Origin of the sequence: Maribacter sp. R77961, from assembly GCF_044594925.1 — a bacterium.
Taxonomy (GTDB): Bacteria; Bacteroidota; Bacteroidia; order Flavobacteriales; family Flavobacteriaceae; genus Maribacter.
This window is the reverse complement of the sequence record NZ_CP138991.1, coordinates 1,924,108-1,949,421: the sequence shown is the minus strand read 5'-3', so window position 1 is coordinate 1,949,421 and position 25,314 is coordinate 1,924,108. Positions and strand designations below refer to the sequence as shown.

The 25,314-nt window shown below is 37.0% G+C and carries 21 protein-coding genes and 1 tRNA gene; 13 read left to right on the top strand and 9 right to left on the bottom strand.

What is annotated here, in order from left to right; genetic code table 11:
- Window positions 1-321: 321 nt before the first annotated feature.
- Window positions 322-395 (bottom strand) — tRNA-Arg (locus SJY09_RS08525).
- A 74-nt stretch (window positions 396-469) separates the two neighbouring features.
- On the opposite strand from SJY09_RS08525, the gene SJY09_RS08520 reads away from it, so the two are divergent.
- Window positions 470-982, top strand: a complete 513-nt coding sequence (locus SJY09_RS08520) for an adenine phosphoribosyltransferase (RefSeq protein WP_396638527.1) — start codon at window positions 470-472, stop codon at window positions 980-982.
- Here SJY09_RS08520 and SJY09_RS08515 read toward each other — a convergent pair.
- From SJY09_RS08515 to SJY09_RS08505, 3 genes are all read right to left on the bottom strand, one after another.
- A complete protein-coding gene (locus tag SJY09_RS08515; RefSeq protein ID WP_396638526.1) occupies window positions 979-1,131 on the bottom strand; it encodes an SsrA-binding protein in 153 nt (50 codons plus the stop codon). The genes SJY09_RS08520 and SJY09_RS08515 overlap by 4 nt on opposite strands.
- Window positions 1,132-1,655: 524 nt before the next feature.
- Window positions 1,656-3,809, bottom strand: a complete 2,154-nt coding sequence (locus SJY09_RS08510) for a M23/M56 family metallopeptidase (protein ID WP_396638525.1) — start codon at window positions 3,807-3,809, stop codon at window positions 1,656-1,658.
- Window positions 3,809-4,168, bottom strand: coding sequence for a BlaI/MecI/CopY family transcriptional regulator (locus SJY09_RS08505; RefSeq protein WP_396638524.1), 360 nt, complete (start codon window positions 4,166-4,168; stop codon window positions 3,809-3,811). Before SJY09_RS08505 ends, SJY09_RS08510 begins: the two co-directional genes overlap by 1 nt.
- Window positions 4,169-4,329: 161 nt before the next feature.
- Between SJY09_RS08505 and SJY09_RS08500 the strand changes: the two genes are divergently transcribed.
- Together SJY09_RS08500 and SJY09_RS08495 are read left to right on the top strand one after the other, a co-directional pair.
- Entirely contained in the window at window positions 4,330-5,268 is a 939-nt protein-coding gene (locus SJY09_RS08500) for a calcium/sodium antiporter (protein ID WP_396638523.1), read from the top strand.
- A 15-nt stretch (window positions 5,269-5,283) separates the two neighbouring features.
- A complete protein-coding gene (locus SJY09_RS08495; RefSeq protein ID WP_396638522.1) occupies window positions 5,284-6,891 on the top strand; it encodes a carboxypeptidase-like regulatory domain-containing protein in 1,608 nt (535 codons plus the stop codon).
- Between the two features lie 57 nt (window positions 6,892-6,948).
- Here SJY09_RS08495 and SJY09_RS08490 read toward each other — a convergent pair whose 3' ends face one another.
- Window positions 6,949-7,965, bottom strand: a complete 1,017-nt coding sequence (locus SJY09_RS08490) for a glutamine synthetase beta-grasp domain-containing protein (RefSeq protein ID WP_396638521.1) — start codon at window positions 7,963-7,965, stop codon at window positions 6,949-6,951.
- A 194-nt stretch (window positions 7,966-8,159) separates the two neighbouring features.
- On the opposite strand from SJY09_RS08490, the gene SJY09_RS08485 reads away from it, so the two are divergent.
- From SJY09_RS08485 to pyrF, 9 genes are all read left to right on the top strand, one after another.
- A complete protein-coding gene (locus SJY09_RS08485) occupies window positions 8,160-10,346 on the top strand; it encodes a glutamine synthetase III (RefSeq protein ID WP_396638520.1) in 2,187 nt (728 codons plus the stop codon).
- A 67-nt stretch (window positions 10,347-10,413) separates the two neighbouring features.
- Window positions 10,414-11,592 (top strand): AIR synthase related protein, encoded by a 1,179-nt coding sequence (locus SJY09_RS08480; protein WP_396638519.1) that lies wholly within the window; start codon window positions 10,414-10,416, stop codon window positions 11,590-11,592.
- A 49-nt stretch (window positions 11,593-11,641) separates the two neighbouring features.
- Entirely contained in the window at window positions 11,642-12,085 is a 444-nt protein-coding gene (locus SJY09_RS08475) for a ubiquinol-cytochrome c reductase iron-sulfur subunit (protein ID WP_396638518.1), read from the top strand.
- A gap of 28 nt (window positions 12,086-12,113) precedes the next feature.
- Window positions 12,114-12,548 carry a thioredoxin family protein gene (locus tag SJY09_RS08470; protein WP_396638517.1) on the top strand — a complete coding sequence of 145 codons (435 nt, stop codon included), beginning with the start codon at window positions 12,114-12,116 and terminating at the stop codon, window positions 12,546-12,548.
- The gene (locus SJY09_RS08465; RefSeq protein ID WP_396638516.1) at window positions 12,545-13,540 is read left to right on the top strand and encodes an FAD:protein FMN transferase; all 996 of its coding nucleotides are present in this window, start codon (window positions 12,545-12,547) and stop codon (window positions 13,538-13,540) included. Before SJY09_RS08470 ends, SJY09_RS08465 begins: the two co-directional genes overlap by 4 nt.
- 9 nt (window positions 13,541-13,549) lie before the next feature.
- A complete protein-coding gene (locus SJY09_RS08460) occupies window positions 13,550-13,759 on the top strand; it encodes a DUF4266 domain-containing protein (protein ID WP_396638515.1) in 210 nt (69 codons plus the stop codon).
- Window positions 13,760-13,905: 146 nt separating this feature from the next.
- The gene (locus SJY09_RS08455; protein ID WP_396638514.1) at window positions 13,906-15,189 is read left to right on the top strand and encodes a DUF3570 domain-containing protein; all 1,284 of its coding nucleotides are present in this window, start codon (window positions 13,906-13,908) and stop codon (window positions 15,187-15,189) included.
- Window positions 15,190-15,323: 134 nt separating this feature from the next.
- A complete protein-coding gene (gene prfA / locus SJY09_RS08450; protein WP_396638513.1) occupies window positions 15,324-16,400 on the top strand; it encodes a peptide chain release factor 1 in 1,077 nt (358 codons plus the stop codon).
- 30 nt (window positions 16,401-16,430) lie between these two features.
- Window positions 16,431-17,252, top strand: coding sequence for an orotidine-5'-phosphate decarboxylase (pyrF, locus tag SJY09_RS08445; RefSeq protein WP_396638512.1), 822 nt, complete (start codon window positions 16,431-16,433; stop codon window positions 17,250-17,252).
- Between the two features lie 3 nt (window positions 17,253-17,255).
- On the opposite strand, the gene SJY09_RS08440 is transcribed toward pyrF, so the two are convergent.
- Window positions 17,256-17,450 (bottom strand): hypothetical protein, encoded by a 195-nt coding sequence (locus tag SJY09_RS08440; protein WP_396638511.1) that lies wholly within the window; start codon window positions 17,448-17,450, stop codon window positions 17,256-17,258.
- A 224-nt stretch (window positions 17,451-17,674) separates the two neighbouring features.
- On the opposite strand from SJY09_RS08440, the gene SJY09_RS08435 reads away from it, so the two are divergent.
- Window positions 17,675-18,463, top strand: a complete 789-nt coding sequence (locus SJY09_RS08435; protein ID WP_396638510.1) for an alpha/beta fold hydrolase — start codon at window positions 17,675-17,677, stop codon at window positions 18,461-18,463.
- A 659-nt stretch (window positions 18,464-19,122) separates the two neighbouring features.
- Here SJY09_RS08435 and SJY09_RS08430 read toward each other — a convergent pair.
- The 3 genes from SJY09_RS08430 to SJY09_RS08420 are packed head-to-tail and all read right to left on the bottom strand — an operon-like array spanning window position 19,123 to window position 24,921.
- Window positions 19,123-19,923, bottom strand: coding sequence for a hypothetical protein (locus tag SJY09_RS08430; RefSeq protein ID WP_396638509.1), 801 nt, complete (start codon window positions 19,921-19,923; stop codon window positions 19,123-19,125).
- A gap of 27 nt (window positions 19,924-19,950) precedes the next feature.
- A complete protein-coding gene (locus tag SJY09_RS08425) occupies window positions 19,951-21,657 on the bottom strand; it encodes a SusD/RagB family nutrient-binding outer membrane lipoprotein (RefSeq protein ID WP_396638508.1) in 1,707 nt (568 codons plus the stop codon).
- Between the two features lie 24 nt (window positions 21,658-21,681).
- Entirely contained in the window at window positions 21,682-24,921 is a 3,240-nt protein-coding gene (locus SJY09_RS08420; RefSeq protein ID WP_396638507.1) for a SusC/RagA family TonB-linked outer membrane protein, read from the bottom strand.
- Between the last annotated feature and the right edge of the window lie 393 nt (window positions 24,922-25,314).

Below are 25,314 nucleotides of genomic sequence, written 5' to 3'. Positions count from 1 at the left end.
ATTGAACCTCCTAAACAGATTAAATTGTTAAAAAATAGAACTATTAAATTTGCTATTCTGAGTCTGCACATTCATTCCAGTTTTATCTATAGTCAACGTAAATTTGAGTTTTATCCCCTAAAGAAATTGTTGTCGGATATTTAGTTAACTTCTAGAAAAATAAAAAGATTCCTAAACATTTTGTTTAAAGAGCTTTGTGCAAAATTTTGACCTCGACAGGATTATCTTCGGTTTTCCTTAGCGCTCCGCGCTGAAAATCAAAAAGTCACACTTACAAATTCAAGCGAACTTGATTTGACGTATGACTTTTTAATTCATTCGTGACCTCGACAGGATTCAAACCTGTAACCTTCTGAGCCGTAATCAGATGCGCTATTCAGTTGCGCCACGAGGCCATTGTACCCCTTATATAGGGGATGCAAATATATTTCTTTTTACATTTACCGCAAAATTAAGAACGGCATATTAAATGAATATCGATAGCTATATAAGGGATGTCACCGATTTTCCAAAAAAAGGAATTGTTTTCAAAGATATTACACCATTATTAAAAGATGTAGAGGCACTTAAGTATACAGCTAAAGCACTCGCTGATTTTATAGATGACGCTGCTATTGATATAGTGGTAGGCATGGAGAGCAGGGGATTTATCTTTGGCCCTATGCTCGCGGAAAAATTAAATGCTGGTTTTGTGCCTGTTCGTAAGCCGGGTAAGTTACCGTATAATACAATTAATGAGTCTTTTGCCTTGGAATATGGCTCGGATACCTTGGAAATACATTTAGATGCCATTAAAGAGGGGGATAAAGTGCTTATTCATGATGATGTTATTGCCACTGGAGGAACGGCTAGGGCTGTCTGTAAGCTTGTTGAGCGATTGGGAGGAGAAGTTGTTCAATTAAATTTTTTGATTGAATTAGAGTTCCTTAAAGGAAGGGAACAATTAAAGGGCTACGACATTCACTCGTTACTAAAATACTAATCTAAGGCATTTGTAGTAACAAAGTAACGCCAACCTATTATCGCCATTTGAAGTTTTGAAGCTTTGGACAGGTCTAATTGCTGTTTTGCATAGGAGGGAAGCAAGGTCTTGTTTAACTTGGCCAGTAATTTAAAAAATGGTTTTTTCAAAAGTTGGTTTTTTCAAAAATACAAAAATTTAAACGCGGCAAAGAGCCGCGTTCTATTTATGCCATTCTGAGTTTATCTATCGAGATAAATTATAGACTTAATATTAATACGGATAGAAACAGGTAAACTAAAATCTTTATCAGGGTTATCATATGTCATAGTTTTAGGTTATACAAAAGTTGATTGTAATCGATTATTCAAATAAGATATAGGGGAAGTATGTTTGAGTGCAAGTAATTTTTGTTAAATCAATACAATCAAATACAAATATGTAAGTCTATAAATGAGAATAGTTATAGTATTTATAATAACCTCTACAATGATGTAATATTATATAATTAAAAATAATAAATATGATTTCATATAAGAACAATTGTAGAGCGTTTTTGTAACGTGTTATAATTTGTAAGGGATTTTTCAATTAGTTTTTTGTACAAATAAAACTTTTCATCTTTGAAAATGAAAAAGACCTGCCTTTTTAATGGACAGGTCTTCATTATATTATTTAAGGCAAAAAAAGTAGCTTATTGTTTTTTTGTAGTTATTTCGATTACACCATTCTTTGCTTTTTTGCCATATTTTTTCTTTGCAGCATCTCCTTTTATAACATTTATACTGGCAATTTTATCTGTACCTAGTTTTTTCATAGTTTTCCTATCGGCATCTTCACCATCAATAATATATAATGGTTCATCTTTTTTATTGCCAGAAAGAAAAGCATTATTTTTTTTGACGACTACCTTCATGTCTTTATCATCTTCTGAATCTGTATGTATAAAAACACTCTTTTCACCCTCCTTATTTTTACTTCGATAAATTTTGACTATACTTTTTTTGGAGTTTTTGTCCTCATCTGAAATGAATACAAAATTACTCTCATTTAGTTGTATGTCCTTATCCTCAAATTCATCTTCTTGTATCTTTTGGCCATTAATTATCGTTATTTTCTTGCCATTAACTTTTTTTACGATAATTTCCTCAGCGTCAGATTCATCGTTGTCAGAAATCCAAACCATACCATTACTGTGCCTTTCATGCTGACTTCTGCCCACGCTTATTGTGTTTTTGTGGGTATCAACAAATATAAAAACGGGTTTAATGCCATCTTTGTTAGCGCCTGTTTGTCCTTTACTATTGTAAGTTGCAGTGGAAATTGTTCCATTCACAAGTTCCAGTTCTAAAGAGATTATTTCTTTAGCACCATTCCTTACTATAGTATAGGAAAAGTCAATACCTTCTTGTGCTAAATCAGTTTTCATTTTAAGCAGTTGGGCATCGGTGGTGGTTTTAGCTATCGTCAATTCTATAACTGCAGCGGATTTAGCATTTCTCTTGGAATCGGTTTTTAAGGTCTGCGTGGTTTTTGTTGTATTAAAAGGTACGAAGCTTGCAGGATTTAGGACCTTTTGAGATTTTAATATTTCAAAATGTAAATGTGGCCCCGTAGATTTTCCTGTATTTCCAACATGACCTATTGGGTCGCCAGTCTGTACTTTTTCTCCCTTGGATACGGACCTATCTCTTAAATGCATGTACTTAGTACTATAACCGGCATCATGTTCTATGATGATGTAATTACCTCTATTTTCATCCTTGTTGCTAGATTTTATAACTCCGTTAGCGCTTGCAGAAACTGGTTTGCCACTTTTTGTAACCAAGTCAATACCCGTGTGATTCTCTATTTTTTTGGTGAAGGGGCTTCTCATTGGTCCAAAATCTGCCGAAACTCTGATGAGGTCTTCAGCTTTTACAGGACTCAAAAATTCTGGGGTTTCATGGTCCAGTGCAGCGGTTGATGTATCCTCGGAAAATTTCACTACTTCTTCTGTATGGAAACCTACTAAGAAGATTCCTAAAAATGGGAGAATTAGTAATAGTTTAAGAAGATTAATTCGTTTTGATTGATTTTGATTTAACATGACTATTCGTTTTTTGATGATTGAATTAAAAAATGGATTTACTATGTTTATTTTATGATGTTCCGTTGCTTGCTTCAACATTAAATATTGATATGCTCTTTTATCTTCTCCCTCATTACAGGTCTTGGCATCCGCTAAAAATTCCAAGTTTTGTTTTATTACAGTCTTGTATAGCCATATTGCTGGGTTAAACCACATTAGGATAAGCACAATTTCGGTAAATAATATATCTAAAGAATGCATTCCTCTTGCGTGCATTTTCTCATGAGCTATAATAGTGCGTAACTCTTGATGAGAAAATTGGTTTGGATAGTAAAATATGTATCTAAAGAAAGAAAACGGAGAAATCGCCGTATTGGTTCTTACGTGGGAAAATTCATTTTCAGAAACCACGTCACTACTCTTTTTAAGGTCATATATAGCGCGTAATTGAATCATTAGTCTAATGATGAAATACAAAACTCCAAGTAAATAGATAATGATAGTAAAGTTCGTCCAATTAAAGGTGCTAGCAGATGAATTTACCCCGGAAAGGTTTTCTATGGCCGCCACATCTAATGTTGAGACGGCTGGTCGGGGAACATATGTTATTTTGGTAAAACTGATTAGTGGTAGCAGAAATGAGGTCAATAGTCCACCTATCAAAAACAAGCGGTTGCTATTAAAAAATGTTTCATTCCTTAAAAATAGATAGTATGTTCCTAAAAACAAGAATAGAATGGCAGCGGACTTAATAAGATGTTCTAGAAGTACTTCCATTATTTTTTCTTTTCAATAAGATTAATAATCTCTTTTAAGTCTTCAATAGAAATTTTCTCTTCCTTGGCGAAAAAAGATACTAAATTCTTATACGAATTATCAAAGTAGTCTACCATGCTAGAGTTAACATATTTTTGCCTGTAGTTTTCCTTACTGACTAATGGAAAGTATCTATGTGTTTTTCCAAAAGCTTCGTGATCAACATATTTTTTTTCTTCTAAGTTCCTTACTATAGTAGATAGGGTATTATAATGAGGCTTGTCTCCCGTAATTTGCTCCATGATTTCCTTCACAAAGGCTCTTTCTAAGGTCCAAAGGATTTTCATGATTTCTTCCTCTTTATTGGTGAGTTTTTCCATAATAGTTTGCTGTTTAAACAAACGTATAACTAATTTTATAGTTATACAACTATATTTACAGTTATTTAACTATTTGTGTAGTTGTAATGTTTTTAGATTGAATAAAAAAGGATGTAGTGTTTTAAATAATACTTCACCTATATTTGTTGAAAACCTTGTAAATGCAAGACTTTTTATTCGTAGTGGGAGGCCTATTGCTCTTAATAGCAGGTGGTAATTGGTTGTTGAAATCGGCCGTGGACCTTTCCTTAAAATTAAACATACCTAAAATTGTCATTGGTATGACCGTGGTTTCTTTTGCAACCTCTGCGCCAGAATTAATCGTTAGTATCAACGCAGCTCTTGATGGATTTCCCGATTTGGCATTAGGAAATGTAGTTGGGTCAAATATTGCAAATCTTGGGCTTGTCTTGGCTGTTACGGTAATACTTGGCCCTATAAATGTGAAACGGAGTTTTTATACCACAGATTGGCCGGTTATGATGCTCGCTTCCCTTTTATTCTTTGGGTTTATCTATTTTGATGGTGTTTTAGAGCAATACGAAGGTATTACCATGGTGGTCTGTCTTTTCTTATTTTTAGTCTATTTGCTCCGTTTTCAAAAACCGGCAGTAGATGAGGAAGAGAATGTTGTTGCCATTGCGCTTCCACTATATAAAACAGTGCTGTTTTTAGGTTTAGGAGGTCTTGCCTTATGGGGCGGTTCAGAATTATTGATAACCGGTGCTGTGGGTATGGCCACCGTTTTTGGGGTAAGCGAAAGGGTAATTGCAATTACTGTTGTCTCTGTAGGTACAAGTATACCTGAGCTGGCAGCCTCAATAATAGCGGTTATTAAAAAGGAAAAAGCTATTTCTCTAGGGAATCTTATCGGTTCTAATATATTTAATTTACTTGCAGTACTTGGTATCACATCCATAATAACGCCAATTAAAGTAGTGGACGACGGTCTGTTAAGTAACGATATTTTTTGGATGTTGGGAATTTCCTTTATTATCCTACCCTTGGTTTTCATTCCAAAAGGCCTTCGTTTAGGTTGGCGCGATGGTATAATTCTTGTGGGAATTTACTTGGCTTTTGTTTATATTACTATTTCGTAGTAATACTATTTTTTAGTGAAAAGTAACTTCTTAAAAATATTGGTTCTTGGCTTGTTTCTTGGGGCATTCGCCTGCGGTTCTGCCCAAGAAAGGGATTTTATTCGGGGTAGTTTAATAGATGCCGAAACAAAAGAGCCTATTGTTTTTGCAAATATTAGGGTTAAGGATAGAGCCTTAGGAGTAATTTCTAATGTCGATGGAGGTTTTAGGATTCCTTTAAAATACAGGACTTACGGTGATATTTTGGAGATATCCAGTTTAGGCTATAAAACTAAAGAGGTGGCCATGCAGACCTTGAACAAGGATAGTGTTTATGTGCTTAAATTATACCCAAGTGTTGCTGTGCTTCAAGAAGCTATAGTTACTGCGGAGTATAAGAGAAGACGAAGACGATCAGCAAAGCAAATCGTTAGGGAGGCAATAGAAAGTATTCCCAAAAATTATCCTAATCATCCATTTTCAACCATTGGTTATTATCGAGATTATCAAATTGAAAAGGAAGAGTATATTAATCTTAACGAAGCCATACTAGAAGTTTTCGACGCTGGTTTTGACCAAATTGACACGTCCACAACAAAGGTTCAGATTTATGCTTATGAACAAAATAATCAATTTAGAAGAGATACCGTAGCGGATAATCTGTACGATTATAATACTGGTAGAAAAACGATTACGAATGCTTTTCTCTCTGATTATGGAGGAAATGAATTCACAATATTAAAAACGCATGATGCTATTAGGAATTATCGTTTAAATACTTATGATTTTATAAATGAGGTGAATAATGGTGATATATTAAGAAATCATTCCTTCAAAAGGTTATCTAATACTAATAGCGCTGATGAAATCCTTTATGTGGTCAAATTCCAAAAAATAGATGAACGGCATTTGGCATTTGGAAAAATATACATATCCACTTTTGATTTTGCCATACACAAGTTAGAGTATGCGGTTTATCTTAGACAAAGCAATAAAATAGCAAAGAAGACAAAAGCTGAAAATAGTAATAAACTGATATTTGAAATAAATACATCGTACAAGAGGGGAGTAAACGATAAAATGTATCTCAATTATATTTCTTTTCATAATACTTTTAAATTGCGAATACGCCCTCCATTTAATGTGATACATATTGGTGTAGACCTCGATAAGAAAAGGTTTGAACTTACTTTTAATGAAGAAATTGATTTGGGCAATGATGTAGGAATGAAGAACTTCAGAGGTTATTTCAAGGGTCGTAGGATCAAGTTCAAAAGATCGTTGATTTTAGGAAAAAAAGTTTTTTTATATCCAGGTTTAATTTCTACAAAAGAACGTCTTATGTGGGAGGATTTAATATCTGCGGTTAAGAGGAATATCCCATTGAATCAGAAACTTATCTATTTTAAAGTGAATAATATCAATGATATTCATGGGAATGTAATCAATAAGAGCTATACAAAAGAATATAATCAGTTTCGTGAATTTTTCGTTCAAGAAGTAAAACCATTTATTATGCCACGAAATAATGGTAGGTACATGAATGGAATGCAACCTATTTATACTAAAAGTCAACCCATTATTAAACCAGATAATTTTAATGACTATTGGATGAATACACCACTTCAGAAATTCAAGGATTAAAAAAACGCCTCTGTAATTACAGAGGCGTTTTTCATTATCAACAATTAATTCGGTTTATTAAATTTTTGCGCTTTTAACCGTTTTAATGATTCTACCCGCAATTTTATAAGGATCACCGTTAGAAGCTGGTCTTCTGTCTTCTAACCAACCTTTCCATCCTTGTTCTACCGTAATAATAGGAATACGTATAGATGCTCCACGGTCAGAAATACCAAAGCTAAAGTCTGTGATAGCAGCAGTTTCGTGATCTCCTGTTAAACGTTGGTCATTAAATTCACCGTATACGGCAATGTGCTCTTTTACTACGGGGCGGAAAGCTTCACATATTTTTTCATAAGTTGCTTTGTCACCACATGTTCTCAAAGTTGTGTTAGAGAAGTTGGCGTGCATACCAGAACCGTTCCAATCTAAATCTTTACCTAATGGTTTTGGGTGGTACTCAATGTAGTAACCATATTGTTCTGTTAAACGATCCAATAGGTATCTTGATACCCATATCTCATCACCAGCTAGTTTAGCGCCTTTAGCGAATAACTGATATTCCCATTGTCCGGAAGCAACTTCTTGGTTAATACCTTCAAAGTTTAATCCCGCAGCGATACAAAGATCGGCATGCTCCTCAACTAAATCTCTTCCATGGGTGTTTTTCCCACCAACAGAACAGTAGTACATACCTTGTGGTGCTGGGTAACCTCCTCTAGGAAACCCTAATGGAAGGTCGGTCGCTGTATCCATAATAAAGTACTCCTGCTCAAAACCAAACCAAAAATCATTATCATCATCATCAATAGTAGCTCTACCGTTAGATTCGTGTGGAGTGCCATCTGCGTTTAAAACTTCAGTCATTACCAAGAATGCATCTTTACGTGCAGGATCGGGAAAAATAGCTACAGGTTTCAATAAACAATCAGAAGACCCACCTTCTGCTTGTCTTGTAGAACTTCCATCAAAAGACCACATTGGGCAGTCCTCCAATTTACCTCCAAAGTCATTTACTACTTTGGTTTTACTACGCATGTTCTGTGTTGGAAAATATCCATCTAACCAGATGTACTCTAATTTTGTTTTGCTCATAATGTGTGGTCGTTATGTTACTATTTTAAAAGACAGACAAAAATATGTTTTTTATGGAATTATAAGAATTTTTATGGGGGTTATTCGTTATAAATAAGAATATTTTAAATAGACCCCCATTTTTTGATGGGTATTTTGTGATATTTCTATTTTAAGAACGTAATTTTGTGGAATTAATAATTTATCAAAGCCATATGTCAGTATTTAGATCAGCAGCAATCGCAGAAAGCCAAGGGAGAAGTCCAGTCGCTATTGAAGAAAAGGGAAGGCGGTCAGAGTTATTTGGAGTTAACGTCTTTAATGAGCAGCGAATGCTGCAATACCTAACTAAAGATGCATTGGCAAGTGTTAAAGGGGCTATTTTTTCTGGGTCTAAGATAGACCGTAAAATTGCAGACCAAGTCGCCGAGGCTATGAAAGGATGGGCTATTTCTATGGGAGCTACGCATTATACCCACTGGTTTCAGCCTTTGACAGGGGCTACTGCAGAAAAGCACGACGCTTTTTTTGATTTACTTCCGGATGGTACGGCTTTAGAAAAGTTTGGAGGCGGACAACTGGTTCAGCAGGAACCTGACGCATCAAGCTTTCCTAGTGGAGGCATAAGAAATACTTTTGAAGCAAGAGGATACACGGCTTGGGACCCAACTTCACCGGCATTTATATATGGTACAACTTTATGTATTCCTACGATTTTTGTCTCATACACAGGTGAAGCATTAGATAATAAAGCTCCCCTGTTAAGAGCTTTACACGCGGTTGATGAAGCAGCTACCGCAGTTGCTAAATATTTTGATAAGAACGTGGCCAAGGTAAATGCAACATTAGGTTGGGAGCAAGAATATTTCTTGATAGATAAGGCCCTTGCCCATTCTAGACCTGACATTATCATGACCGGTAGGACCTTGCTAGGCAATACCGCTGCAAAGGGTCAACAATTAGATGACCATTATTTTGGGGTTATTCCTAGTAGGGTGCTGAGTTTTATGAGTGATTTGGAAAAGGAATGCACCAAGCTAGGTATTCCGGTCAAAACACGGCATAACGAGGTTGCGCCGAACCAGTTTGAGCTGGCTCCGGTTTTTGAGGAGGCCAATTTGGCCGTAGATCATAACCTACTGCTGATGGATGTTATGGATAAAATTGCGGACAGACATCATTTTAAAGTTCTCTTTCATGAAAAACCCTTTTCAAATATTAATGGCTCTGGAAAGCATAACAATTGGTCCTTGGCTACGGATACCGGAACAAACCTTTTGAGTCCGGGCGCTACACCCATGAAGAACCTTCAGTTCTTGACCTTTTTTATTAACACTATAAAAGCGGTAAATACGTATGAAGAACTATTGCGTTCGTCTATCGCTTCGGCAAGTAATGACCATAGATTGGGAGCCAATGAGGCACCGCCGGCTATTTTTTCAATTTTTATAGGCAAACAGTTAGGTCGTGTTCTTGATGAATTGGAAGGTGTAAGCCAAGGTAAACTTTCGCCAAAGGAAAAGACGGAACTAAAGTTAAATGTAGTTGGAAAAATCCCTGAAATTTTACTGGATAACACAGACCGTAACAGAACTTCCCCCTTCGCTTTTACGGGTAATAAGTTTGAAATGCGTGGCGTTGGGGCAAAGACCAATTGTGCCAAACCTATGACCATTTTAAATACGATAGTTGCTAAACAGCTTAAGGATTTTAAAAAGGAGGTAGATGCCTTGATAGACAAGAAGAATCTAAAGAAAGATGAGGCAATATTCAATGTCCTTAGAGAATATATAAAGACTTCTAAAAGAATTCGTTTTGATGGGGACGGTTATAGTAAAGAATGGGAGAACGAAGCAAAAAAGAGAAAATTAAGTAATAACAAAAATACCCCGGACGCCCTGAATGTTCTTAGCTCAAAAGAAAGTCTTTCTTTGTTTAAGACGATGAAGGTGATGAGTGATGTGGAAGTTGGTGCCAGGGTAGAAGTAGAATTGGAAGCATATATTCTTCATCTGCAGATAGAAGGAAGGGTATTAGGTGACCTTGTCTACAGTAGGGTTATACCTGCGGCAATAGCTTATCAAAATAAATTGATAACTAATGTTTCTGGTCTTAAGGAGATCTATGGAGCTGCGCATAAGAGTTTTTCTGAAGGTCAACTAACCATGATAGAGGAAATAGGAGAACATTTAATCGAACTTAAAAAACTTACCGATGCAATGACGGAGGCCCGTAAAAAAGCAAACACTTTAAAAGACAGTAAAAAGAGAGCGGTTGCCTATTGCGACAACGTAAAACCTTATTTTGATAAGATTCGATTGCATTCCGATAAGTTGGAGAAGCTCGTAGAAGACCAATTATGGCCATTAACTAAATACGGGGAACTATTGTTTATTAAATAGGATTACTTTCCTAAGCTTCAACCTACATTTTAAATCAATTCCTCTATTTTTGCCTTAAACCAACAATATGTCCTCATCCACGAGTGAAAGATACAGTCAAAGAGGAGTTTCCGCCTCTAAGGAAGATGTACACAATGCCATAAAAAATATTGATAAAGGTCTTTTTCCTATGGCTTTTTGTAAAATAGTTCCCGATTATTTAACGGGAGACGAGGAGTACTGCCTTGTGATGCATGCGGACGGTGCCGGTACAAAATCCTCATTGGCATATATGTACTGGAAAGAAACGGGAGATATTTCCGTTTGGAAAGGAATCGCACAAGATGCCCTTATCATGAACATTGATGATTTAACATGCGTAGGAGCAACCGATAACATTATGTTGTCCTCTACCATTGGTCGCAACAAGAATAAAATTCCGGGTGAAGTATTATCTGCAATAATTAACGGTACCGAAGAACTTATTCAAGATTTATCATCACATGGTATCTCTATACGTTCCACAGGGGGTGAAACTGCCGATGTTGGCGATTTGGTCAGGACAATCATCGTAGACTCCACGGTAACAGCCAGATTAAGAAGGGATAAAGTAATTGATAACGCAAATATTAAAGCGGGTGATGTTATTGTTGGTTTAGCTTCATATGGGCAAGCCACTTATGAAAAGGAATATAATGGCGGTATGGGAAGTAATGGACTTACCTCCGCACGACATGATGTTTTTGCGAAATATCTGGCGGATAAATTTCCTGAAAGTTATGACGCAGAAGTGCCTTCTGCTTTAGTCTATTCCGGGAATATCAAGTTAACGGACCCAGTTTCAGGTGCACCACTAGACGCAGGAAAATTAGTGCTATCGCCTACAAGGACTTATGCGCCCATCGTAAAACGGATACTATCTGAATATACTAGTGAAGATATTCACGGAATGGTGCATTGTAGTGGTGGGGCACAAACTAAAATTCTACATTTTATAGATAACCTTCATGTTATCAAAGACAATCTTTTTGATGTGCCACCGCTGTTCCAATTAATTCAGGAACAATCCGGAACGGACTGGAAGGAAATGTATCAGGTATTTAATTGTGGGCATCGTTTGGAAATTTACGTGAACCCTGATATGGCACAGGATTTGATTAAAATATCAAAAGAGTTTAATGTCGATGCCAAGATAATTGGTAGTGTTGAGGCTTCCTCGGAAAAAAAACTCACTATCAAAAGCGAGTACGGTACCTTTACATATTAGAGCATACGATTAGCTGTAATACTGCGTTGTTTATTATAAATAAGTAGTTATGGAAAGAAAGCAATTTTTAAAGAGTTTAGGTGCAGGTGCAGCTTTTGCTATTACATTCCCTTGTCTAGGAGGCTGTGGAAAAGATGATGCTATTGATGGAAACCTTGTGGAACCACCAACAGGTATAGACTTTACAGTTGATTTAAATTCTGATGAGGCCGCTAATTTGGTAAATAATGGTGGTTTTATACTCAAAAATTTAGTAGTGGTAGTCAAAAATTTAGAAGGTGAATTTGTTGCCGCTACTCAGGTTTGTAGTCATCAGAACTATGATCAGGTGAGATTCGTAAACCAAAATGGTGGTATTTTCTTCTGTGATGTACACGGTTCTCGTTTTGATCAAACCGGGACTCCGCTAAATACTATTCCCAATAGTGTTGCAAAACCATTAAAAATATACAACACCGAGTTAAACGGAAGTATACTCCGGGTGTTTGAATAATTTATTCAATGTCCCAAATCGTTAAATTTTGAAATTGAAGTTCCTCATCTATTTTTTCTTATTTCCTTTTTTGGTTTTTTCCCAAAATTGGGAACAGAGTTATGACTACTCCATTTCTAAGTCCAAAAGCGCTAATAAACCAGTGCTACTCGTTTTTGCTGGGTCCGACTGGTGCGCACCCTGTATAAAATTAGATAGGTTGCTATTTCAATCACCAGAATTTTCGGAATATGCAGATGAAAATTTAGTCTTATTTAAGGCTGATTTTCCTAGAAAAAAGAAGAATCGCCTACCACTTCAACAAGAACTGGTAAACAAACAGTTGGCGCAAAAATTCAACTCCAAAGGTTATTTTCCATTAGTGTTACTATTGGATAAAGATGAAACTGTTTTAGGAAGCTTTGCTTACGAAAATAAGGAGGTCAAAGAATATATTTCACTTTTAAATTCCTTTCAAAAGTGAAAAGCATTTTATCCATCTTAGTTTTGTTTTTGTCCATAACTGTGTTCAGTCAAAGTAAGGACTATATAACGGTAAAGAAATCGTTGAAACTTATGGGTAGCCGTTTTGATATTACGGTAGTCTCCGTTGATGAGGATTTGGGATATATAAATATTCAAGAAGCGGTCGGTGAGATAAGAAGAATAGAGAAAATGATATCTTCTTGGGATGCATCTTCTGAAACCGCTCTTATCAATAAAAATGCGGGGATTAAACCTGTAAAAGTAAGTTTGGAGCTTTTTAAGTTGATAGAGCGTGCCAAACAAATATCAGAAATAACAGATGGTGCTTTTGATATTTCCTATTCCTCCATGGATAAGATTTGGAAGTTTGATGGCTCTATGACATCAATGCCAACGAACGAAGAGATTAGGAAATCAGTAGCCAAAGTAGGGTATAATAATATCATTCTCAACACTGCGGACAACACTGTTTTTCTCAAGTATAAGGGAATGAAAATTTCTTTTGGAGCAATAGGGAAGGGCTATGCCGCGGATAAGGCAAAAGAACTCTTGGTTTCCAAGCAAGTTCCTGCCGGGATTATTAACGCCGCTGGGGATTTAACTACATGGGGAACGAAGGCTAGCGGTGAAAAATGGTTAATCGGTATCGCTAATCCACTAAGTAAGGATAAAATATTCTCTTGGTTGCCTATTCTAGAGTCTTCCGTTGCCACTTCCGGAAACTATGAGAAGTTTGTGATTATCAATGGAAAAAAGTACACCCATATCATTGACCCTAGGACGGGATATCCGTCGACAGGGATAAATAGTGTTTCTGTTTTTGCAAAAAGTGCTGAACTTTGCGATGCGTTGGCTACGGCCATCTTTATTATGGGTAAAAATGCGGGTTTATCCTTAGTGAATCAACTAGGAGGTACAGAGGTGATTATTGTGGATAGCGCAAACAAAATTCATAAGAGTGGTGGAATCCTTTTCGACAATAATCCTTAACTTCAAGCTATGAAAAGACTATTTTCTATATTATTCTTTTTAGTAATATGTACTTCTTGTGTTGCCGTAAAGGAGTATGATAAAGCATATTTGAACGATGAAGAAATGCAATTATCCGCTAGAAGTTCAGAACGGTTTGAAACCAATTTTCAAATATACAGGGAAGCCTCAGCGGGAGCCAACGGAGGTAAAACCGGTGGCGGTTGCGGTTGTAATTAAATGAAACCCAAAGTTCTGTTTAGAACTTTGTTGGTTGAATTTACCCTGAGCCTTTCGGCAAGCTCAAGACGGGCTCAATCGAAAATATAATAGATGATTAGCCAATCAACTTTAAAATAAGTGCAGCATTTACTTAACTAATTACTTTGAAAAATTTAAGAATCGTTTCGCTAATTCTTTTTCTCTGTACTTTCTCAACTTTTGGTCAGGATAATACGACCTATACCAAAAGAGTTTTAGAGGCTACGGAGATAAACCTACTCTTTAGCTACTATGGTCAAGATGGTGAAAATGCAGCGGTAACGGGAGGTGAAGGAACCGAGCAGCTTACCGATGCTACGTCTACCATTGTTGTTAAGATACCAGTTAATCCAGATGATGTACTTACGGTAGATGCGGGAATTTCTGCGTATACATCAGCTTCCTCAAGTAATGTAAACCCTCTAGACGGCAATCCAAGTAATAATACCAGCCCGTTCAGTGCGTCCTCTGGAGCCTCTAGGCAAGATGTATTGGCTTATTTTAACCCTGCTTACCAACACAGTTCAGAAGACAGGAATACCATAATTAGTGCCAACGCCTATGTTTCATCGGAATATGATTATTTCTCTGTAGGCTTCGGAGCAGGATATACACGTTTGTTCAATGAAAAAAATACGGAGATAGGAATAAACGCAAATGTGTTTTTAGATAAATGGAATCCACAATACCCTATTGAGTTGAGAAATGGTTTTGCAGATTCTAGAATTTCTGGACCTGGCGATTATTCCACAAATTTTACTGCTTTTGAAAATGAAAACCGAAACTCCTATGCTGTTTCGTTATTCTTCTCTCAGATTCTTGGTAAAAGAGTGCAAGGTTCGATATTTTTAGACCTGGTGCAGCAGCAAGGTTTGTTAAGTACACCTTTTCAACGTGTTTATTTTGGAGATGTTGCTGACTTTTTTATTGAAGATTTTCAGTTGGCGGATGATGTAGAAAGACTTCCGGAGAGTCGTTTTAAAATTCCTATTGGGGCACGTTTAAATTATTTTGCTGGAGACCGGTTTGTAGTACGGTCCTATTATCGATTTTATACAGATGATTGGGGAATTACTTCGCATACGGCCAATCTAGAGATTCCTATTAAACTTAGCGATGCATTTACGCTATACCCGTCCTATAGGTATTACGTTCAAACAGCTGCAGATTATTTCTATACCAAAGAGGGCGCAACTTCTATATTGGATTTTTATACTTCGGATTATGACCTGTCCGCATATAATGCCCATCAATACGGAATAGGTGCCCGTTACAAGGATATTTTTACTAAGGCCAAAGTATTTATGTTTGGTCTAAAAACAATAGACTTACGAGTAAACGCATACGACAGGAGTGATGGGCTTAATGCTTTTATTTTTACCTTAGGTACTACTTTTGTAACCGATTAAGGCTTTTCTGCTACAAAGAAAAACTACCGCGTTGCCCTGACAATTTTTTAAAATTGATATTGTAATAAACGCGCTAGCAAGTCCAAGGCTTCTGCAAAATTATTGTAAATTCGCAAGACAAGTGAAGCGCACATATGATTGATAAATTAAACATTGTAAAACAACGTTTTGATGAGGTGTCTGACCTAATCATTCAGCCAGATATTATAACGGATCAAAAGCGTTACGTGCAATTGACGAAGGAGTATAGTGATCTTAAGGCACTTGTTGCTAAGAGAGACGAGTATCTAGAGTTGACCAGTAATATTGAGGAGGCTGAAGAAATAATTTCTGACGGAAGTGATGCTGAGATGTTAGAGATGGCAAAGATGCAGTTAGATGAGGCCAAGACGAGGCTGCCAATTCTAGAAGATGAGATTAAATTTATGCTTATTCCAAAAGATCCTGAAGATGCTAAGGATGTAGTTGTTGAAATTAGAGCAGGAACAGGTGGTGATGAGGCCAGTATTTTTGCGGGAGACCTTTTTAGAATGTATACGAAATACTGCGAAGGCAAAGGCTGGAGAACCAATGTCATAGATTTGAGTGAAGGTACAAATGGCGGATATAAAGAAATTCAGTTTGAAGTTACTGGAACAGACGTCTATGGTACTTTGAAGTTTGAAGCTGGAGTACACAGGGTACAACGTGTTCCACAAACAGAGACCCAAGGAAGGGTACATACTAGTGCCGCAACCGTAATGGTGTTGCCAGAAGCGGAAGATTTTGATGTGCAAATAGACCCTAAAGACGTTAGAATAGATTTTTTCTGTTCTTCCGGACCTGGTGGACAGTCTGTGAACACCACATATTCTGCAGTACGGTTAACCCATATACCTACGGGATTGGTAGCCCAGTGTCAGGACCAAAAATCTCAACATAAAAACAAGGATAAAGCTTTTAGGGTGTTACGATCTAGACTTTATGATTTGGAATTAGCCAAAAAACAAGAGGAGGATGCAGCTAAAAGAAGTTCTCAAGTAAGTAGTGGAGATCGTTCTGCGAAGATAAGAACCTACAATTATCCGCAAGGTAGGGTAACAGACCATAGAATTGGCTTAACCCTTTACGACCTCTCCAATATTATCGATGGTGATATTCAAAAAATCATTGATGAACTTAGTCTTGTTGAAAATACAGAAAAGCTGAAAGAAGCATCGGAGATTTTCTAAAAACCTATTTATTCCATTAATAAGCACCTAATGCGGACTCAAGAACTTGTTGATCAAATACATGAAAAAAAATCCTTTTTATGTATTGGTCTCGATACCGATTTAGAGAAAATACCGGAACATCTCTTGCAGGAAGAAGATCCTATTTTTTCGTTCAATAAGGCTATTATAGATGCAACACATCATCTTTGTGTAGCTTATAAACCTAATATTGCTTTTTATGAGGCTTACGGGATAAAGGGATGGATTGCTTTAGAGAAAACAATCAACTACTTAAATGCTGAATACCCAGAAATTTTTACGATCGCGGATGCGAAACGGGGTGATATAGGTAATACATCAACAAGGTACGCTAAAGCCTTTTTTGAAGATTTAAATTTTGATTCCATTACAATTGCTCCTTACATGGGCAAGGATTCCGTGGAGCCTTTTTTGGCCTTTAATAATAAGCATACCATTCTACTTGCGTTAACCTCAAACGTAGGTGCTTATGATTATCAAACTAAAAAAATTAATGGAGTTGAACTTTACAAAGAAGTGCTAGATACTTCAAAAAATTATAAAGGTTCGGATAATTTAATGTACGTAGTAGGAGCCACTAAAGCGGAATACCTTGCTGATATACGGAAAATAATTCCCGATAGTTTTTTACTGGTACCCGGAGTGGGTGCGCAGGGAGGTAACCTTCAAGAAGTCTGTAAATATGGCATAACGTCCACTATAGGATTATTAGTCAATTCCTCCAGAGGTATTATTTATGCATCTAAGAATAAAGATTTTGCCATTCGGGCACAAGAAAAGGCGAAAGAACTTCAATCTCAAATGAGCGAAGAACTTTTGAAAATTAAATAGTTCTTATACTAAACTATCTAAAGCTTTCTGGATTTTTTGAGCTTTTTGTTCAAAAAATTCTCCCAATTTTGTGTTGGAATACTTCATGTTTGAAGCCTTATCCAAAAAATTCTGATATTGATACTCTAACATAGTAATGGCATCTGCCTTTGCTGCTATCGGGGTTACCGATCCTACTTTACAATACTGCTTTTCCATAATAACGATTTGTTCTTACAAATATACGTGCGAAATGACGTTTTAGATGTTTTGGTTTACAGCTATACAACTAATAATCAGGTAATTTGTCTTTTTTTTAACAAAAACCATAAGAATGTGTCAAAAATAGTGACGAGGTAAGATTATTTTTTTCTTTATCGCACCACAATTAGAAAAGATTCAATACATTGTGGGTTACCCTTTATTTTGGGTAAAAAAGAACATTGTTAAACTACACGAAATATATTAATAAGAATGCCCAAAGTTGGGTTACCTTCGTTCATGGGGCGGGCGGTAGCTCGTCTATATGGTTTAAACAGTTACGGGAATTTAAAAAACACTTCAACGTTCTTTTATTGGATTTAAGGGGGCATGGTAATTCCAAGCCGAATCTAAAGGACACGTTCAATAGCGAATATACCTTTGATGCCATTACGGAAGATATTGTAGAGGTTATCGATTTTGAGAACATAGAACGGTCTCACTATATAGGAATCTCCCTTGGAACGATATTAATAAGGAACTTAGCCGAGAAACATCCGCACAGAGTAGAGAGTATGGTCATGGGGGGTGCTATTATGAAGTTGAACCTACGTTCTCAGATTTTAATAAAGTTGGGAGTGGTGTTCAAATCTATTATCCCCTATCTATGGTTATATAAATTTTTTGCATTTGTAATAATGCCCAATAGAAATCATAAGGAATCTAGGTCTTTGTTCGTTAGAGAGGCTAAAAAATTATATCAGAAAGAATTTATAAGATGGTTTAAACTTACTTCTGAAATTAATCCCTTACTTCGTTTCTTTAGGTCGGCAGATATTAAAATTCCCACCCTATATGTTATGGGAGGTGAAGATTATCTTTTTTTACCATCGATACGAAAAATTGCTAATGCCCACGAAAATTCTAATCTCTTCATAATTGAGGATTGTGGTCACGTAGTAAATGTGGAACAACCCAAACTATTTAATAGAATGGTAATAGGTTATTTGGTTGGAATGGAAAACAGGTAGTTACAAGTACACTGATGTTGCTTAAGTTGGAAATGACCCCATAGGTCGTTTAGTAATGCAGCCCTGAGGGGATATTGATAGCTAATTCAAATAACCACTCTAAAAAATAAGACAGAAGTTCTTTTTTTGAAGGTTGCCTCAGAGCTGCTTTTTAATTACTCTTGATTTAGATTACACTATAAAGAAACGTACTTACCTAATGATAACGGGTAATTCCTATAAACATTTCCCTTTACCGATGAATTTTTACCTAGTTTTTACCTTGTACGTGTTCGTTATTTTTTAAAGTATATTTTTTGAGGCTTATAGAGTATGGTTTTAGGATACCCGTAATTGATTTTTCCACTATGGATAATCCAAAGCGGAAATTAGAGATAATGTGACTTCTTTATTTACTCGATAATCAAGATTACTTATACTTCAGGGCTTGTCTCGAAATTAAATGTTCATTTCCTAGGAATACCTCTTGGTCTTGCTTTAAGGTAGTTTACTAATATTGGCCAAAATACTGTTATTCATTTTTTCCTACATATCATGACTACATTCCCTAACGAGGATATTTCAACGAAAAAGAGCCATCCCGTCATTGATATAATGACAAGGATGACTCAAATTTCTTAACGCCATAGATACAATGTTTTATCTAAAGCTTTAATTGGTTAATTAATACATGGCGCTGGGTTGGGCCCGAATGGTCCTCTTACATCCCCATCTGGCGTCTCTATCGTATAAATATGTTCCTCTTCAAATGCACCACTCGTATAGGATATTACCAAGCTCGAAGTACCTTCTGGAACATTAACTTCAAAATTAGCTGCGGAACCTGCCGTAAAAGTATAATCGGTGGTTACACCATCAATTTCAAAGGTTACAAAGGCTCCGTCCCATCCGTCACCAAATAGGTCTGTCATATCAATTGTCCAAGTACCGGCTAAAGTAGCATCAGAAATTGGTGAACATTTTACCAGTACTATAAAGTTAAATGCCTGTCGCTGTTCTGGTTGTCCGGTTACATTTGGACTGAAATTATCGAATGTTACCACTGTACCGTCTGTTCCTGTGGCCGTTCCTAAAAAGCGTATGAAGTCACCACCTGAAATTTCATCGGTGCTAATTCCTAGTGCATCGGCTATTTCAGTATAAGGAATGGATAGCTGACTTGGAAAATCCGTAAGTGTGGTTAACACTATAGTATCACTTGCAACCCCTCCAGATTCTCTGCTTACAGCTAGCTGCCACGAAGCTACATTATTCTCAAGTGCATCTACTTTGGCTACAAGAGAGCTCGATGCAATATCCCCTGCAGCAACTATAGGTTCATCCACTATGATGCGTACAAAAGGAGCCTTTGAATCATCTAACTCTAAAAGGTTAAGAGGGTTCTTGTCTTCGTCCTCACATGATGCAAAGAGTATTGCCATCATCAAAAGTCCTAGAATTGATTTTATTGTTATTTTCATCTTAAATTGTCTTTAGTTTTAATTATACTAGTTAACAAACCCATCAGGATTAGTATCCCAGAAAACGGGAGTGTCCGGTGCCGCTTTTTGAGTGAAATTATTATTACTATCGGTAGCGGTCTGTGGATACCACATAGATCTTAGGAAAGTACCTGAATCCTGCAATACAAAACCAGGAGTTACATTGTCTGGTTGACCAGTTCTCCTATACGTATTGTAGGCTTCGATACCATTACCCCAAAGTGCAATGAAATACTGCTCTGCGATAATTCTAAGTTTGTCGGTGTCATTTCCTCCATCATAGGAGGTCAATATCTCGGCTATATGAGCATCAACCGCGCCACTCGATGGAACAAAAGCAGAACCCGAGGCTAAAGAAGAACCAAATAAGGTCACCTTATTTATAGAGGACCTAATACCATTTTCTAAATATACTCTGGCGTCACCTGCAGTACCTAGTTCCAATGCTGCTTCCGCCAACATAAAGTAGGTGTAGGAAGACATCATTAACGGTGAAATACCTGCGCCTGCTAAGCCTTCTGATACAGCACCTGAACCAGATACATTTCTAAAGGAATCATCGTCAAAAGGCCCCCCGACAGGGTATACTCCATGTAAAGTTCGGAAGGCATCATCCGGTGGAATGCCATCGTCGTCTAAATGATTTCGACCCCAATAACCGTTTAAACCATTAATATTAGGAACCGTACAGTAAGGCTGGTTAGCATCCCACCAAGATGGTGTAGATATCTGAGTAACACATTCTTTAGTTACTACATCAGCTCCGGAAAAATCACTTTGTTGACGATAAAAATAATACCTGATTCTTGGGTCTGGTTCTCCATACTGGTTAGCCATGAGATCCATATAGTAATTACAGGTGTAAAAATCCGCACTTGGCCCGGCACCGTCATAATTTGCATCAAAATAAGGATGTCTGTTGTCTGGAGCGGCGTTTGATGTTCCCCACTGAAAAAAGAAATCATCAGAAGCATCTAACAGTAGCTCACCCTGCACTATTAAGCTATTAATTACTGAAATGGATTCCGATTCGTTTACTAACCTAGTTTGTAGATACAATTTTAAGCGCATTGTATTGGTAAGACGAATCCACTTGCTTTCGTCACCACCATAGAAAAGATCATTTGTAGGTAGGGCTAACTCGTCTTTACTAAAGTTATCTAGAGCGGCCAGAAGTAATGCATCGGCAGCTTCATAGATAGATGCGCCCGAATCTACACTAGGATTAAGAACTCCTTCACTACCTACTAAGGCTTCGGAATATGGTACATCGCCAAAGAAATCTACCATAGACATCATTATGTAAGCCTCAAGTACTTGACCTATGGCCAAATGTGTAAACTGTTCAGCTTCTTCCGCTAGAGGATTCATGGTGCGAATGTCTATAAGTGCCCTGGCATAGACATTGTCCCATAGTCTATCAAAATCTGATGGATTGTACATATCCCTGTAAGTTGGCCCAAAACCATGTTGTATTCTTACGGGTTCCATACCAAATTGGCTAAGACCATTTTCATTTCTGCCCTCTTCTCCAGAATGAATCTGAGCAGTCATTTGTTGAATTTGATTTAGAAAAAAGTCTACACTAGCTTGGTTGGGACTTAAATCGTTCGGACTTTCAACTACCTTTAGTTCCGTAGTTTCACAGCTACCAAAAAGTAACATGACTAGGAGTACGGAAGTCCATTTTCTTATATTTATTATTTCTTTCATAATTTATGTTTTAGATCTTACTAATTAGAAACTGGCTCTTACGGTAAAACCATATCTGCGTGCTGATGGTCCTGTGATATAATCTATACCCTGTCCATTACCGACACCAGCACTTGAGGAGTTGGTGTCATAATTTAGATTACTGGGGAAATTAATTGCTTTGAACCATAAGTTTTGCCCGGACAAAGTGAATGACAATGCTCCGAATGGGGTTTTTTCCAACAGTTTTTTAGGAATAGAGTAGCCTAATGAAGCTTCTTGAAGTCTAATGGTAGAACCATCAAAAACACTCAATTCATTGATATTACCACCAAAGAATGTGTTAAAACCTACTTCTGTTGATGAAATTGCTACATTATTTGGTGTGCCATCGGCAAAAACGCCCGGTAGTATGTAGTTTGCTTCACGATCAATAGGGTTATCAGCATCTACCGTTCCACGACCAATTAAAGAAGCTGCTGTGAGCGAGTAAATATCTCCACCATGCCTGTAGGATAAATTTGCTGAGAATGTTAATCCCTTGTAGGATATCGAAGGAATGATTGCACTGGTCCAATCTGGGTTTGGATCTCCAATTTCTGAAATGGTATTGTCCACTAAATAACGTCCATTACCACCTACAATTCTATTTCCATTATCATCTCGGAGAAAGGTTGAGCCTAAAAACACGCCAAAGGGCCTGCCCTCTACTGCATAGTTAGCTGCTTCACCAGCTACCGCGAAAGTAAGAAGTATGTTGTTCGTTCCTTCGGCTAAATCTGTTACAATAGTCTCATTAGTGGTGAAATTACCTGCCACATTGAATTTGAGCCCATTACCCTGATTTTTGATGATATCTAAATCGTAATCTATCTCTACTCCTTGAGAACGTATTTCCCCAATATTTACAAAAGTATTCGTAAAACCAGTAGAACTATCTAAGGTCTGTTGCGTAATTAGGTCTTTTGTAGTTTTTTCATAAAGACTCAGATTTAAATTTAATCTATTGAAAAGTCTAAAATCCATACCTAATTCTAATTCTCCAATACGCTCAGCTTTTAAACCTCTATTTCCAAGTGTGTTGGAGACTGTGTTTCCGGATATAACATTTCCATCACTATCAATAAAATTCCTTGCCCCTAAAGTAAGCACATCTCTCGTGTTGAACGGAGTAGGAAAACCAGCGGAAGAGCCGTATCCAAATCTTAATTTTAAATAGTTAAGTACATTTCCTTGCATGCCATCAAACGCTGCTGTTGGTATAAAGGAGACACTAGCTCCGGGGTAGAGTATAGAGTTGTTCTCTGTCTCTAAGGTAGAGGACCAGTCATTACGAGCTACAGCATTTAAGTAGATATAGTCTTTATAGGATAATGTTGCATCTAAGTAAACCCCGACTAGATTCTCCTCAAAATCTCTATTTATTGGAATGCCTGAAAATGAATTAATGGCAGAAGGTACGGTGAAATTAAAATGCTCTAACACCCCAAAGACTAATTGGCCAGTACTTTCGAGACCATCTCTTGAGAAGGTATCCCTTCTACTGTTCAGACCTAATGTTGCTTTAAGGTTTAAATTTTCACTCAGGTCCTTATCTGAACTAAGAATTAAATCATGATTAAAAATACTGTTTCTAGCTGCCGATGTTCTTAAAATACCAAGAACCGGTCCGTCTACTCCACCTTTGTTCTGTGAGTAGCTGTTGAGTTCTGTATAGCTATCTAGCCCTAATCTATAGGTAAGGTTGATCCAATCATTAAATTCATAGCTTAATGACATGTTGCCAATGAAACGTTCGGTGTTTTGCGAGGTTTTTGCGTTGGCTACGGTCCAGTAGGGATTTTGAATATCATTACCAGATCTATAGTAAACACTTCTGCCATCTGCCGCTTGGAAAGGAAGATTCGTTAAATCTACACTTCTTGGTGTATATAGAATATCACCAAAAATTGCACCACCATTAAAGGCTGCCCCACTACCAGTACTAACTGCGTTGGGCGGAGATTTAAAACCAGTTCTGACGAAGTTAAAAACACCAGAGGCGGTAAGTTTATTAGCTAATCTAGCATTACCACCGATACTAAAATTATTTCTAATCAGATTATTGCCTGGTGTAAACCCTATATCCTCGGTACGACCATAGTTTGCGTTGAAACTTACTTTTTCAGAACCACCCCTTATATTTACAGATGTACTGTAAACATATCCTGTTCTAAAAAACTCTTCTACACCATTATATGGTTTGTAAGGGTAGGGGTCATCCAACAAATCTTCAAACCCTGCTATTAAGGTTGGGTCCGCTATAAAGTTGAAAGGATGTCTTAGAATAGCTGTTCCATTGGGAGACCCACCAACAAATTGGGCAGCGTTCGCAACACCATCATCATCGGTACGGTCAAACCTTGGTCCCCAGTTACTAAAGAAATAACCAAAACCTTGGTGGAAACCACCACCATAATTATCTTGATAATTGGGTAGTACTGCATTTGAAAGGAATACTGACTGTGTTAAGGACACCTCGGTTTTGCTAGGAGCATTCCCGGTAACGGAACCTTTAGTCGTTATAAGAATTACACCGTTTCTACCTCTATTACCATATAATACGGTAGCACTTAAACCCTTTAGTACACTGACAGATTCAATAGCGTTGGGGTCAATATCTAAAAATCGGCTAGATTCCGTATTACCGTCCAAAAAGTTAGACTGCGTATTTGTGCCGGAATCGAACGGGATTCCGTCAACTATGAACAAGGGTTGGTTGGATTGTGTAGCTGAAGAAAAACCACGTATTATAATATTGGTTCCCGATCCGGATAATCCATTATTGGCAGTAATGTTAACACCTGCAACTTTTCCGCTTAGGACTCTTCCTATATCCGCTTCAGGTCTGGCCTCCACAGCTTCTGCCTGTACAGTCGTTACTGCATAACCAAGCGATCGTTTTTCCCTTACAATACCTTGGGCGGTTACTACCACCTCCTGCAAGGCTTGGGCATCTTCTGCCATGGTTACGTTAATAACGTTTTCTTGACCAACGGTACGTTCCTCTGTGCGTTGTCCTATGTAAGAATAAACAAGAACATCACCCTCCGCTAATTGAATAGCGTAATTACCATCAAAATCGGTTTGAATACCCGTGGTGGTGCCTTTGATTAAAATGTTTACACCGGGTAAGGGAACACCTCCTTCATCCGTTACATTACCAGTTACAGTTTTTTGTTGTGAATATGCCCAAGTCATCCCGGTTAGGAAAAGCATAAACAACCAAATACATTTTTTTTTCATACTTTAAAATTTAAATGAGTTAGTTATAAATGTTGAATGAAAAGTGAAACTCTGGCGGTTATCGTATCTGTGTGGAAGTAATACTTTTTGAAAAGTATTTAGAAACTGTTTTTTAAGATATTAACGGTTTCAGAGCTGTTTTACATTAGTCATTCATGTCAAAGAAACATGCTCTTTGAGTGAAATGGGGAAACACTTATAAACGTTTACGTAGCCGATGAAAGTTTACGCCTATTTTACCTTTTATAACAAATGGTGCTATAGGCGTTATATATTTCGATTCCTAATAAAGCATAATGTTGTATTATTAAAATGAAAATAAAATCAGGCTTGTGATAAGGAAAATCTTAAACAAGTCATTATACAAGTTGAAGTAATCTAATTTTTATAGGA